The following is a 14,087-nucleotide window of genomic DNA, read 5'->3' as shown; positions in this document are numbered from 1 at the left end:
GTATTGTCCAGTTGATCCGTGGCACTGACCGTCATCAAGCCGGCGCCCGTTTGCGCCAGGCTGCCGGCGCGGTTATCCAGGCTGCCGGCGTGGATGGTCAGCTGGTTGGCGACAGTAACTGCATTGCGATGGTCGAAGCTGGTGGCTGTGATATCGACCTGACCATTGCCCGTCATCTTGCCGTATTGATTGTTGAATTGCCCGGCGTTAATCGCCAGCACGCCAGCACCCGCATGCTCCAGCTTGCCATTAAGATTGGTCAAGACGGTGGCGTTCAAGGCCAGGTTAGCGCTGTTGACGGCGATGCGGCCAGCCGTGTTATCGAGATTGCCGGTGCTGATCACCGTATCGCCAGTACCCGTTTGCACGATTTCGCCACTGGCATTGTTCAGATTCGCTACATTCAGCTGCAATTGCCCTGCCGTCAATTGGCCCTGGGTATTGACCAGCGATTGGGCATTATTCGCATTGGCGGTAATCGCCAGCAAGTTACTGGCTGAAATGACCGCCTTGTTCGTGATCACATCGCCGTTGTTCGCCGTAATGGCAATATTACTGCCTCCCGTCTGGCTACCCGACAGGTCGACCGATGCGCCCGTCAAGACCACGCTGCCCGCCGCCAGATTCTGGCCGCTCGCTTGCAGCACGCCATCGGCGTTGATGGTCAGGTCGCCTGCCGTGCCCAGGCTGCCGTCGGCCTTGACGCCCGCGCCCAGCAAGCCGCTGCTGGTGACTTTGCCGGCAGTAATGCTGGTGTTCTTGCCGGAAACAATCGTGCCTGTATTGTTCAGGTCGCCGCTAATCTTGGCCGTCAAATTTGTGCCGGCGCTGAGCGTGCCCTGCTGGTTCAGCAGGCTGGCCGCATCCAGGCTGAGTGCCCCCGTTCCCGCTTGCAAAACGCCGCGCGTGTTATCGAGCGCGGCGCTGCCCACATGCAGATCCTGCGTGGCAGCAATCACGCCATCGGTATTATTCAGTGCGCCCTGGCTGACGATATCGGCAGTCGCGGCCGACGTAATGCGTCCCTTGCTATTGTCCAGCACACTTGCCTGTACTTGCACCGCCCCATTGCCGGCAATCGTTCCGCTTGTATTATTCAAGCTTTGCGCGACATCTACACGCATCTGTCCGCCACCGGTCTGCTGCAAGACACCATCCGTATTGTCCAGGCTATCGGCGCTTACCTGTACCTGCTGGCCAGACGTCACCGCCTGCCGATGGTCAAGCGTTCCGGCCTCGATAGCGACCAGGCCATTGCCTGTTACCTTGCCTGCCACGTCATCAACGCTTGTCGCTGCAATATGCAAACTACCGGTTCCCGCATGCGCGATACTGCCGCCGCGGTTAATCAGGCTATCGGCATGGAGCGCCAGATTGGCGCTATTGACGGCGATACGCCCGCCGGTATTGTCCAATGTACTGCCTTGCAGCACGGTATCGCCACTCCCCGTCTGGATGATGCTGCCGCTGCGGTTGTCGAGCGAAGCGCTCTGCACGTCGAGCTGACCGGCGCTGAGGGTGCCGTGCACGTTTGACAGCGCCTGCGTGCCGCCCGCCGCCGTGGCCGACAGCAATCCCGTCGTCGTCAGCAGCGCGCCATCGGTCACGATGGCGCCCGCGCTGGTATTGAGGATGATGTTGCCGCCGCTGCTCTGGCTGCCGCTCAGGTCGATGGCAGCAGCATTCAGCGTGGCAGTACCGGCAGCCAGATTCTGGCCATGCGCGGCAATGCCCTGCGCAGCGCTCAATTGCAACTGGCCATGATTGGCCAGGCTGCCATCGGCACGGATACCCGCGCCCAGCAAGCTGCCCGCAGCGCTATCGATACGGCTGGCGTCGATACGGTTATTGCCTTGCGCCGCGATCACGCCGCTATTGCTGACGGCGCCGCTTGCCTGCAGGACCTGGTTGCCAGCCGCGTACAAGGTGCCGCTGTTGCTGATCTCGCTGGCCTGGGTGTTCAGATTAGCACCGGCGAACACGCTGCCGGCCGTATTGTTCAGTTTTGCGACCGACAGGCTGGCATCGCCCGCCGCCGCCTGGATTTGCCCCCGTGTATTATCGACATCGCCGCTAGCGAGCCGCAGCGCACCGCCGGCCGCCAGCGTGGCGCCTGTATTGTCCAGCGCAGCAGTGCTCAAAGCCAGGTCGCCGCTGGCGACGATACGTCCCTGCTGATTCTGGACCGTTGCCGCCGCCAGCGTCATCGCACCGTTGCTCTCGAGCGTGCCGCCACGGTTGTCCAGCGCCGTACGCACTTGCACGCCGGTACTGCCCTGGCCAGTTTGCGCCAGGCTGCCGCCGCGGTTGTCCAGCGCGCCCGCATCGATGCTTAATTGTCCCGCCACCGTGCGCGCGTCGCGATGATCGATCTGCTCGCCCGTCAAGGCCAGCGCACCATTGCTGAGGATACTGCCGCGCTGCAGATCGATCTGGGTCGCCGCAATGTCCAGCGCACCCGTGCCCGCATGCTGGATCAGGCCATCCTGGTTCGTCAGGCTGGCCGCGTGCAACTGCAGGGATTGGCTGTTGGTGGCGATGCTGCCGTGCGTATTGTCCAGCGTACCGGGCAACTGGATCGCCAGATCCGTGTTGCCCAGCTGCGTCAGCTGGCCACCCACGTTCGACAGGTCGTGGGCAGTCAGTGCCAGTTGCTGGGCCGTCACTTGGGCCGCATCGCTGCGCACGGTAGCCGCCGCCGTGAGCTGCAAACGTTCACGCGCCGTCACTTGCGCGTGACTGGCGTCGAGGTCGCCAGCACTGGCGCCCAGGCTGACATTGACGCCGGATATCTGAGCCGCAGTCACATCGAGCTTGCCCGCCAACAAGCTGTTATCGCCACTCGCCGCTACGGTACCGTGCACGGCGATAGTGTCGCTGGCAGCAACGGTCAAATGGCCATTGCCGGACAGCCTGTTGTCCAGGCCAAGTCCAGCCGCCAGCACGGCTCCGGCATTGCTGTCGATGCGCGAGGCCTGTACGCTGGCGTCACCCTGTGCCGCCAGCACGCCGCTATTGCTGAGATTGCCCTGCGCCTGTATGCGGCTGTCGCCGCCCGCATACACGGTGCCGCTGTTGCCCAGGTCACCAGTGACGGCGATGCTGGTCTGGCTGCCCGTGCCGGCCGACTGGATATTGCCGCTATTGCTTAACCAGCCATTCGATTGCAGCACTAGGTTGCCGGCCGTGGCCGCCAGCACGCCCGCATTGCGCACGCCCAGGCCCGCTTCCGTGCCGATCAGGGTAATCTTGCCTGCATACATGCCGCCCAGTTGCGCCACGTCCAGCGCGTAGGTAGGCGCCGGACCGGCGCCGGCCGCCGCAGCGCTGACCGCGTGCGTCGCATCGAGCTGGTTGGCGCCCGTCACCACCTTCAATTCCTGCGCCCAGATGCCGCCATTGATTTGTGCGGCGCGCGCCAGGATGGCCGTATAGTCGCTCAGCGACGTATCGAGTCCGCGGCCATTGATGCTGACCAGGCCGCGCTGCACCATATAGCCGTCCAGGCTGCCGCCATTGAGGATCGGCGTGCCCGTCGTCAGCACCACCCGGCTGGCATTGATAAAGCCGCCGCCGTCGACACTCACCCCGGCCGCATTGGCAATCACCACTTCGGCGCGCTGGCCCGCCACCTCAACGTAACCGCGCAGCTGGCTGGGGTTCGACGAATTGACTTCGTTCAGGATCACGCGCGCGCTGCCGCCCGCCAGCCATGGATTGCCCTGCACCCAGCCGCCCGTCTGCGTCTGCACATTGCCACGGCTATTGTTCAGAATCACGCCATTGGCCTGCACATCGAACTGGCTATAGGTATTGCGCGATACGCCAGCCGAACTAGGCGTCTGGATATTGACTTGCGTGACGCCATTGGCGCTTTGCAACACTGTCGGACGCTGCCCGCCCGGTGCATTCGGATCGGCAATAATCTGCCCCATGACCGGTGTAGTAACAAACATCACCATGCCAAGCGCACCAAACACGGCCAGCGCCAGCGGCCTCAGCCGGGCATGTACACTATCAGCCGCACTGCCTGCCTCTGCCCCCTGTGCTGCACCTTCTCCCCTGGCTGCCTTGCCTTGCGAACTGGCATGCTCGGCCACCACCATCAGTTGACCACGGCGTTTATTGAAGATGATGCGGTACAGGTTCTTGTTCATAATTATCCTAATGACAACTAAGTGAGATGCAGGGAAACAGGCGCGGCCAGGCGGCGCCTTTGGTCTTTAGTAACTGGCGTTCAGGCTGAAGCCAGCCGTATGGCTGGCAGTACGGAATAGTTCGGGTTTATGCACGGGCCAGCCGACAAAGGTGTCGTACTGCACGCCCAGCCACTGGCCACGCAGGCCCAGCACCGCGCCCGTGAGCTTGCGCGCGATCAACCATTCGGCAGATGGCCCCGACACTTGGCCGTGGTCGAGACCGGCATAGACTTGCTGGCCACTGGCGCCCAGGGGCATGCCAATTTCATTGCGCAGCAGCCAGCCACGCTCGGCCGACAGGCTGCTGTCACCATCGTAACCGCGCACCGTGTAGCGCCCGCCGATGGCAAAGCGGTCTTGCGGCACCAGCGGCGTACGGTTGTGCTGCATGCGCCAGTTGCCCGTGTATTGCAATGGCTGGCCAGCCAGCTTGAAAGGAGCAGACAGGGCCGCATCAGCCAGGATCAGACGCATACGTGAAGTGCCTTCGCCGAACGCTTCTTCGGGCGCGGCCATCGCACCCAGCGCCCCCGTGCCGCGCCGGTATTGCAGATTCATATCCAGCGTTGCCTGGCCCATGAATTCGCGGTGGCTCAGGCCCAGCTCCCAGCCGGCCATGCGACGGCGCTGTACCTCCACTTCCGTGTCATCGATAAAGTTGCGCGACGCGCGCTGCCAGCCGCGCAGCGATACGGTGGTCTTGCGCGAGGCATCGCGGTACACCAGGCGCGACAGTTTGACTTCCTTGTTTTCACTGCTGCCGCTGTAGTTGTAGTCCTGGTTGATACCGGCCACCGATTGCTGATAATGGCTGTCGCTGGCCGTAAATGCCAGCAGCCAATAGGCGTAGGGAATCGAATAATGGGCCACCAGGCCACCCGTGCCGCGCGGACCGTTGCGCTCGCCGTCGACGTTCTGGTTGATGCTCAGGTAAAACAAGTCATTCAGGGTCAGCCAGTTGTCATACGACACCGTCACACTGCCTTGCAGCTTGCCCGTCGAGCGTGCACCACTATCGTCAAGCCCCAGCGCCAGGCGAAACGGCATGTTTTGTTGCCACTGGATCGACAGATCGCTTTCACCGGGCTGGGCGTTGCCGCCCTCGGCCGGCTTGATCTGGATATCGGCCTCCGCCGTCGGCACCCGCTTGAAATTTTCCAGCGCCTGCTCCGTATCGCGCACATTGAGCAAGTCGCCGGGACGGGACGGCAGCGCGTTCCACCAGTTGGCACGGCTGGACGTACCTGGCGCAAATGCAATCTGGCGTATGCGCCCCGGTATGACGGTCAACGTCAGCCTGCCCTTGCTCAAATCCTGCGGCTCGGCCAGCACGCGCGTGGTGACATAACCACGTGCAATGATGGCGTTCTGCATGCGCCCCATCACCGCATTGATCGCCTGGGTGCCCAGGCAACGGCCCAGCGGCGTGTCGGCAGCGCCCAGGTCATCGCGCCCGGCGGCCGCCAGCGCCCACTGGAATTGTTCATGCGCGTCGCCCTGCAAGACGAGCTGGTCGATCACAAAACAGGGTGATTCGCCGTCCGGCAGGCGATGGGCGGCCACTGCCGCCGGCGCATCCTGCAGACGCACATCGGGATGGCGCTCCTGCTGCTGGCGCAACAGGCGTTCACGTTCTTGCTGGCGGATCAATTCTTGGCTGGCATCGTCGCGCTGGCTGACGCCAGCTGCAACAGGAATCGGCGGTGCAATGTCAGGACGGGTTTGCGCGGACACGGCCGCGCATAAAGTAGTACTCAACAAAAAAACACCGCACCGTGGCGTCAAGCGCAGGTGCATAAAATCGCCTTAAATAATTATTTATATAAGTAAATTATAAAATAACTATTTCCATATGGCAATTTTATTATTTTTTTGGAACTTTATTTTTATGATAGCTATTTTTAGCAATGAAAAGATGGCGATATGGCTATCTTGATATAGCTTTTATGGCAATTTCGAGAATAAAAAAACCCTGTAAAAACAGGGCTTTAGTGGCTTACTTATTTAGGAAGGCAAAGTTTCCGTTTGAAAACTCACTCCCACTCAATCGTCGCCGGTGGCTTGCCCGAGATATCGTAGACCACGCGGTTGATGCCGCGCACTTCGTTGATGATGCGGTTCGACACTTTGCCCAGCAGGCTGTGCGGCAGGTGGGCCCAGTGGGCCGTCATGAAGTCTTGCGTTTGCACTGCACGCAGGGCCACCACGTATTCGTAGGTGCGGCCGTCGCCCATCACGCCTACCGATTTGACGGGCAGAAACACGGCGAAGGCCTGACTGGTCGCTTCGTACCAGTTCGCTGGCAAGGCTTCCGGGTCGACGGCCTGGCCGGCAACGAATTCGTATGGCGTGTTGCGCAGTTCTTCGATGAAGATGGCGTCGGCGCGGCGCAGCAGGTCGGCGAACTCTTTTTTGACTTCACCGAGGATGCGCACGCCCAGGCCTGGGCCTGGGAATGGGTGACGGTAAACCATGTCATGCGGCAAGCCCAGGGCCACGCCCAGTTTGCGCACTTCGTCCTTGAACAGTTCGCGCAGCGGCTCCAGCAGTTGCAGCTTCATGGTGTCTGGCAAGCCGCCCACATTGTGGTGACTCTTGATGGTCTGGCCTTTCTTGCCTTTGCCTGCCGACTCGATCACGTCCGGGTAAATCGTGCCTTGCGCCAGCCATTTGGCATTGACCAGCTTGCCCGATTCGACCTGGAACACTTCGACGAATTCGCGGCCGATGATCTTGCGCTTTTGCTCAGGATCGGTGACGCCGGCCAGATGGCCCATGAACTGGTCTTCTGCATCGACGCGGATGACTTTTACGCCCAGGTTCTTGGCGAACATGTCCATCACCATCTTGCCTTCGTCCAGGCGCAGCAGGCCATGGTCGACAAACACACAGGTCAGCTGGTCGCCGATGGCGCGGTGGATCAGCGCGGCAGCCACGGAAGAATCGACGCCACCGGACAAGCCCAGGATGACTTCGTCGGTGCCCACTTGCGCGCGGATTTTTTCCACCGCTTCGCTGATGTAGTCGGGCATGTTCCAGTCCGATTTGCAGCCGCAGATTTCATGCACGAAACGGCCGATGATGGCCTTGCCCTGCACCGTGTGGGTGACTTCCGGGTGGAATTGCACGCCGTAGAACTGGCGCTCTTCGTCGGCCATGGCGGCGATCGGGCAGCTAGGCGTATTGCCCATCAGTTTGAAGCCTGGCGGCATGTCCAGCACCTTGTCGCCGTGGCTCATCCACACTTTCAGCATGCCGTGGCCTTCGTCGGTCACGAAGTCGGCGATGCCGTTCAGCAATTTGGTGTGGCTGCGGGCGCGCACTTCGGCGTAGCCGAATTCGCGCACCAGGCCGTTTTCCACCTTGCCGCCCAGCTGGGCCGCCATGGTTTGCATGCCGTAGCAGATACCCAGCACAGGCACGCCCAGTTCGAACACGGCTTGCGGCGCGCGTGGCGAATCGCCTTCCAGCGTCGAATTATGGCTGCCCGACAGGATCACGCCGGCGGCGCCATAGTTGCGCACGAATTCGTCGCTGACGTCATACGGGAAGACTTCGGAAAACACGCCAGAATCACGCACGCGGCGGGCGATCAGCTGGGTGACTTGGGAACCGAAATCGAGAATGAGGATTTTAGAATGCATGGTCGGAGCTTTATTCAGGGTCAATTGCAAAACCGGCGCACTGGGCGCCGGTCTGGACTTTCGTTACCGCTTACTCGGAACGGTAGTTGGGAGCTTCTTTGGTGATCTGCACATCATGGACATGCGACTCGCGCATGCCGGCCGAAGTGATTTCCACGAATTCCGCTTTTTCGCGCAGTTCGTCGATGGTGGCGCAACCGCAGTAACCCATCGATTGACGCACGCCGCCCACCAGCTGGAAGATGATCGCCAGCACGCTGCCTTTGTAGGCAACGCGGCCTTCGATACCTTCAGGCACGAACTTGTCGGCCTTCATGGTGGCGTCCTGGAAATAACGGTCAGCCGAACCATCGGACATCGCGCCCAGGCTACCCATGCCGCGGTAGGATTTGTAGCTACGGCCCTGGTACAGGATCACTTCGCCTGGTGCTTCTTCCGTACCGGCAAACATGGAGCCCATCATGACGGTCGATGCACCGGCTGCCAGTGCTTTCGAGATATCACCCGAGAAGCGGATGCCGCCGTCAGCGATACATGGCACGCCTGTGCCTTCCAAAGCTTCAGCCACGTTCGAGATGGCCGTGATTTGCGGCACGCCCACACCGGCGACGATACGCGTGGTGCAGATCGAGCCAGGACCGATGCCGACCTTGACAGCGTCAGCGCCGTATTCGACCAGTGCCTTGGCGGCAGCAGCGGTAGCAATATTGCCACCGATAACTTCCACTTGCGGGTATTTGGTCTTGATCCACCTTACGCGGTCCAGAATGCCTTGCGAGTGGCCGTGGGCGGTATCGACCACCAGCACATCAACGCCAGCGGCGACCAGCAGGTCGATGCGTTCTTCATCCTTGGCGCCCACGCCGACGGCAGCGCCGACCAGCAGTTTGCCCTGGCTGTCTTTCGACGCGAACGGGTGCGAAGTCGACTTCTGGATATCTTTTACGGTGATCAGGCCGCGCAATTCAAAGTCGTCGTTGACCACCAGCACGCGCTCGAGGCGGTGCTTGTTCATCAGGCGCTTGGCTTCATCGCGGTCGGCGCCTTCGGTGACGTAGACCAGCTTGTCGCGTGGGGTCATCTTGGCGCGCGCTTCGGCGTCGAGTTCCTGTTCAAAACGCAAGTCGCGGTTGGTAATGATACCGACCACGATCTTGCCTTCGACCACAGGGAAACCGCTGATGCCGTATTGCTCGGTCAGGGCGATCACGTCGCGGATTTTCATTTCTGGCGGGATCGTGATCGGATCGCGCAGCACCCCGGCTTCGAAACGCTTGACGCGGGCTACTTCACGTGCCTGGTCTTTCGGATTCAAATTCTTGTGGATGATACCGATGCCGCCTTCCTGGGCCATCGCGATCGCCAGACGGGCTTCCGTCACCGTATCCATGGCTGCGGACAGCAAGGGAATATTCAGGGTGATGTTGCGGGTCAAGCGAGTTTTGAGGGACGTATCGGCAGGCAGAACGTTGGAGTAGGCTGGGACGAGCAGCACGTCATCGAATGTGAGTGCTTTTTGAAGTAGACGCATAGCATTTCCTATTGGCGCAAAAGCAGATTATACAGAAAAAAGCGACTGCCGTCCTTGCAGCATAGAAAAGATATTTGTAGATGGCAAAAAAATATTGTATAAGCAGGGTAGCAAAGTAGCCGCCCTGCCACGCATCTAGGCCTTGGCAGGCTTGCTGCCAGCCCGGCGCCGGCGCGCCTCTTTCGGGTCCGCCAGCAAGGGGCGGTAGACTTCCACTCTGTCATGCTCGCGCAATACGGTATCGAGGGCCTTCTTCTTGCCATAGATACCGACCATATTCACGGCCAGGTCGATGCCGGGCACTGCCTGCAGCAAACCGCTCAGCTCGACTGCCTGCTCCACGGTCGTGCCCACAGGCACGTTTAATGTGCGCAGGAAGGCGCTGTCAGGCAAGGCATGGCATATCTGCACCTGGATGCTGGCCTCAGCCATAGACGGTCTCCGCGCGCTTGCAGAAGGAATCGACCATGCTGTTGGCGATCATGCCGAACACGGGGCCGATGATTTGCTCCAATACGCGGCTGGAAAACTCGTAATGCAGGTCCAGCTCAATCTTGCAGGCGTCGTCGCGCAAGGCTTTGAAGGTCCAGACGCCGTCGAGGGTCTTGAAAGGACCGTCAACCAGCTTCATCTTGATGGACGATGGCGGCACGTTCTCGTTCGACGTGGTGAAGCTTTGGCGCACGCCGTGGTACTGTATACCAACGCTGGCGACAACCGTGTTTTCGCCGCGCTCGCGCACTTCCACCGCGCCGCACCAGGGCAGGAATTTGGGATAATCTTCCACCGCCGCCACCAGCGCGAACATTTGTTCGGCGCTGTAGCCGAGAAAAACTGATTTATGTACTACTGCCATTGAAGAACCATTTGCTATGATGTTGGATACATTGGATTTTATCGCGCTTGCGCGAGACAGTAGTTTAACCGACCCGCGCACATTTACCATCTCATGACCATAGCAGACAACAGAAAAGCATTCCACGACTACTTTATCGAGGATCGCTACGAAGCCGGCATCGTGCTCGAAGGCTGGGAAGTCAAAGCCATCCGCGACGCCCGCGTTCAAATCAAGGAAGCCTACGTCGTCGTCCGTGGCGACGAATTATTCCTGTTCGGCGCCCATATCAGCGCCTTGCCGACCGCCTCCACCCATATCCACCCGGAAGCCGTGCGCACGCGCAAGCTGCTGCTGCACCGCGCGGAAATGGATAAACTGATCGGCAAGGTCGAGCGTTCCGGCTTTACCCTGGTGCCGTTGAACCTGCATTACAAGGGCGGCCGCGTGAAATGCGAAATCGGCCTGGCCAAGGGCAAGAAGCAGCACGACAAACGGGCCGCTGAACGCGACCGCGATGGCGCGCGCGAAGTCCAGGCCGCAATGAAGACGAACCGCCGCTAAATCGGCTTGCCCATGCGGGCATTGCAATACCCCAACCAACCCGGCTGCATGCCGGGTTTTTATTTTGGCCACGCCATAAGGGCTACCGGAATCAGATAACAGGACAATAAAGAATGGGATATAAGGAGCGCCATAGCTGCCGATAATACGGGCAGATAGCTGAAATGCAGGAGTGATGGCTCTGGCGTGGGCGCCAACTCATCAAAGGGGGGGGGAGTTCCGGATGCTTGCGTGCTGCTTTAAGTACATGCTGCAGGACTACAGGACAAGCATCCGAATGAACGGTATTTAAACCTTCAGAAGATCACGTGATTTGCCCGAATCGGTCCATTCCTTGACCCATTTCGGTTGACGGCCACGGCCCGTCCATTGTTGCGACGCATCGTCCGGATTGCGATAACGCACAGCCACGGTACCGGTTTTTGCACGGATACCCGTACCCACCAGATCTTTTACCGAAACGCCGACGCTTTGAGCGATCGCCAGGATTTGCTCGCGCGCTTTGGACAGGTCGTCCTGTTCGCGTTTTTTCATTTGTTTCTTGATGTCGTCTTGCAGCGTGCGCAGTTCGGACAGGGATAAGCTGGACAGATCCATGATATTTCCTTTGCCTGGGTTGAGATTGCGTTAAAAAATATAACTCTACAGTTAAATTCTATCCAATTGTAACGCGCCTGGGGAGATTTTTTTGGAATTTTAATGTTTTTTACAATTATTTTTGCTTAAAACAGTCATTTTCAGCCGATATACGCAAACACCCCGAATCACAGGCAGGCAACAAGTGGTCAAACCTGCAAGCGAACTCCTATCCATCGACAGGCCAGGATTCAACTGCAGTACACCATCATGCCGTTTATTGTCTATCAATTTTTATTTAATTGCAATTTATGGATTTTATAAATTCAAATCCATGAAAAACATTGGGGCAATACGCGAAACAATACATTGGACCAATACTATCTTGTTTCACATCTCATTATCGGAGACATTCTACTGCAGAGTTACGACTGCTTAATCTCCCCCATACGGCCGCCACTTTAATCGAAAACAAAAACAAGCGCCGCACGCCACGCATAATACCCTCATCATGCCCGCCATACGATGAATTAAAAATCCAATAGCGCGCCATCGATCACACACAAGTCATACTGTGAGAATACTGCCGCACTATGCAAACCGCCCGCTATCAAGCGGGCGGAAGTTGCTATTAACTGCGTAGTAAGGCTTGCGCTCAAGGCGAATTACAGCACTTTGGGCTTTTGCGTTTTAACTACCTGCATGGCGGTAGCGATCAAGCTGCTCATGTCACCCAGATTGGCCGGGACGATAATCGAGTTATTCGTCTTGGCCAATTGCGCAAAAGCGCCCACATACTGCTCCGCCACCTTCAGATTGACGGCATCCTCACCACCGGGCTCGCGGATAGCGGCGCCCACCTGGCGCAGCGCCTCGGCGCTCGCCTGGGCCAGCGCCACGATGGCAGCCGCCTGCCCTTCGGCACGGTTGATCGATGCCTGCTTCTCGCCTTCCGAGCGGGCAATTGACGCTTCGCGTTCACCGCTGGCGATATTGATCTGCTCCTGCCTGCGCCCTTCCGAGGCCGCGATCAGTGCGCGCTTTTCGCGTTCAGCCGTGATTTGCGCCTGCATCGCATGCAGGATCTCCTTCGGTGGCGTCAAATCCTTGATCTCATAACGCAAAACCTTGACGCCCCAATTCGACGCCGATTCATCGATGGCATTCACGATGGCTGTATTAATATGGTCGCGCTCTTCAAACGTCTTGTCGAGCTCCATCTTGCCAATCACGGAACGCAAGGTCGTTTGCGCCAGCTGCGTAATGGCGGCGATGTAATTCGACGATCCGTACGAGGCGCGCATGGGGTCGGTAATCTGGAAATACAGGATACCGTCAACCTGCAGCTGCGTATTGTCACGCGTAATACAGACCTGTGGCGGCACATCGAGTGGAATCTCCTTGAGTACATGCTTGTAAGCGATGCGGTCGACGAAAGGCACGACGATATTCAGGCCAGGGCCCAATACCGCATGAAATTTACCCAGACGCTCGACCACCCAGGCGTGCTGCTGCGGCACCACATTGACCGTCTTGAATACAAAGACCAGGGCCAGCAATAACAAGATCAGCGTGACGCTTCCGATGTTTACTTCCATAATTTACTCTCCAGGTTATCCAACAATCAAACGACTGCCGCGTACGGCGCGTATTGTGTACTGGCCCGCTTGCGTATCGCTGCCGGGGGCTAATTCAACATCCCACAGCGCACCGCGATACATCACGCGCGCCACACCATCGACCCAGTGCGCCACTGCCACACTTTGGCCTATATCCAGATTCACATTCGGGTCCTGCGCCGCATCACGGCGCGACGCCTTGCCAAATCGGCTGCGGCGCAATAACAGGGTCGCCACCACGCCAACCACGGCCGCTGCCAGTGCCTGCCAAACGCCATTTGCGCCGGCCAGTGCCACCAATCCGCCCGCACTAATGCCAATGGCGATCATCAGCAAATAAAATGTGCCAGTAAATAACTCCAGGATCAATACCGCACCCGCTGCCACAAACCAGCCTATCCAATCGGCCATGATACTTTCCTTTACTGTATATATTCCCGAAAATATAAAAACCCCCGTAGCCCATATAGGCGACGAGGGTTTTTACGATGACAAACTGAAGATATTTATTTTGCCAGACACCTATATACAAGCAGTCTAACGCAATTCCCGCCTGCGTCAATAGCAAATCAGGAGTTTCTCATTTTATAGCGTTTATTCTTCCAGCAGGCTACGCAGCATCCACGCCGTTTTCTCATGCAGATCCAGGCGTTGCGTGATCAGATCTGCCGTCGGCTGGTCATTGGCCTTTTCCAGCAACGGGAACAAACGGCGCGCCGTGCGTGCGGTGGCCTCTTGCGCGGCCACCAGGTGGCTGACCATTTCCAGCGCCGGTGGCACACCGTCGATTTCCTTGATGCTCGCCAGCTTGACGAATTCCTTGTAGGTGCCTGGCGCCGGATAACCGAGCGCGCGGATGCGTTCTGCGATCAGGTCGAGCGCGCCCCACTGCTCGGTGTACTGGGTCATGAACATCAGATGCAGGGTATTGAACATCGGCCCCTTGACGTTCCAATGGAAATTATGCGTCATCAGGTACAAAGTGTAGCTGTCGGCCAGCAGGCCTGAGAGGCCTTCCGCGATCTTTGCGCGGTCCGTTTCGGAAATGCCGATATCGATTTTCGTTGCCTTGGTCGGTTTCTTGCTTGCCATACGAACTCCTGTCGATTTGTAAGTGAG

General features: G+C 58.6%; 11 protein-coding genes. 1 reads left to right on the top strand and 10 read right to left on the bottom strand.

Going from position 1 to position 14,087, the window contains the following annotated elements:
• From HDE72_RS22520 to HDE72_RS22495, 6 genes are all read right to left on the bottom strand, one after another.
• Nucleotides 1-4,157: two-partner secretion domain-containing protein (locus tag HDE72_RS22520; RefSeq protein ID WP_183746034.1), on the bottom strand; the 4,157-nt coding region annotated here is incomplete at its 3' end.
• 66 nt (nt 4,158-4,223) lie between these two features.
• The gene (locus HDE72_RS22515; protein ID WP_183746032.1) at nt 4,224-5,996 is read right to left on the bottom strand and encodes a ShlB/FhaC/HecB family hemolysin secretion/activation protein; all 1,773 of its coding nucleotides are present in this window, start codon (nt 5,994-5,996) and stop codon (nt 4,224-4,226) included.
• A gap of 236 nt (nt 5,997-6,232) precedes the next feature.
• Nucleotides 6,233-7,843 (bottom strand): glutamine-hydrolyzing GMP synthase, encoded by a 1,611-nt coding sequence (guaA, locus tag HDE72_RS22510; RefSeq protein ID WP_183746030.1) that lies wholly within the window; start codon nt 7,841-7,843, stop codon nt 6,233-6,235.
• A 70-nt stretch (nt 7,844-7,913) separates the two neighbouring features.
• Entirely contained in the window at nt 7,914-9,374 is a 1,461-nt protein-coding gene (gene guaB, locus HDE72_RS22505; RefSeq protein ID WP_183746028.1) for an IMP dehydrogenase, read from the bottom strand.
• Nucleotides 9,375-9,509: 135 nt separating this feature from the next.
• Nucleotides 9,510-9,806: an RnfH family protein gene (locus HDE72_RS22500; RefSeq protein ID WP_183746026.1), complete on the bottom strand. Its 297-nt coding sequence runs from the start codon at nt 9,804-9,806 to the stop codon at nt 9,510-9,512.
• Nucleotides 9,799-10,230, bottom strand: a complete 432-nt coding sequence (locus HDE72_RS22495; RefSeq protein WP_183676541.1) for a type II toxin-antitoxin system RatA family toxin — start codon at nt 10,228-10,230, stop codon at nt 9,799-9,801. The genes HDE72_RS22500 and HDE72_RS22495 overlap by 8 nt, the downstream gene beginning before the upstream one ends.
• Before the next feature lie 93 nt (nt 10,231-10,323).
• On the opposite strand from HDE72_RS22495, the gene smpB reads away from it, so the two are divergent.
• Nucleotides 10,324-10,773, top strand: a complete 450-nt coding sequence (gene smpB / locus HDE72_RS22490) for an SsrA-binding protein SmpB (RefSeq protein WP_183676540.1) — start codon at nt 10,324-10,326, stop codon at nt 10,771-10,773.
• Between the two features lie 288 nt (nt 10,774-11,061).
• Here smpB and HDE72_RS22485 read toward each other — a convergent pair whose 3' ends face one another.
• The 4 genes from HDE72_RS22485 to HDE72_RS22470 all read right to left on the bottom strand — a co-directional run bounded on the left by HDE72_RS22485 (nt 11,062) and on the right by HDE72_RS22470 (nt 14,060).
• Nucleotides 11,062-11,370, bottom strand: coding sequence for an H-NS histone family protein (locus HDE72_RS22485; protein ID WP_183746024.1), 309 nt, complete (start codon nt 11,368-11,370; stop codon nt 11,062-11,064).
• A 644-nt stretch (nt 11,371-12,014) separates the two neighbouring features.
• Nucleotides 12,015-12,947, bottom strand: coding sequence for an SPFH domain-containing protein (locus HDE72_RS22480; protein WP_183746021.1), 933 nt, complete (start codon nt 12,945-12,947; stop codon nt 12,015-12,017).
• 15 nt (nt 12,948-12,962) lie between these two features.
• Nucleotides 12,963-13,379 (bottom strand): NfeD family protein, encoded by a 417-nt coding sequence (locus HDE72_RS22475; protein ID WP_183746019.1) that lies wholly within the window; start codon nt 13,377-13,379, stop codon nt 12,963-12,965.
• 183 nt (nt 13,380-13,562) lie between these two features.
• Complete coding sequence (locus HDE72_RS22470) at nt 13,563-14,060, bottom strand: Dps family protein (RefSeq protein WP_183746017.1); 498 nt, start codon at nt 14,058-14,060, stop codon at nt 13,563-13,565.
• Nucleotides 14,061-14,087: the final 27 nt, after the last annotated feature.

Source organism: Janthinobacterium saanense (assembly GCF_014200675.1).
Classification (GTDB): domain Bacteria; phylum Pseudomonadota; class Gammaproteobacteria; order Burkholderiales; family Burkholderiaceae_D; genus Janthinobacterium.
The sequence above is the reverse complement of the archived record's forward strand: the minus strand, read 5'-3'. Positions and strand labels throughout refer to the sequence as shown.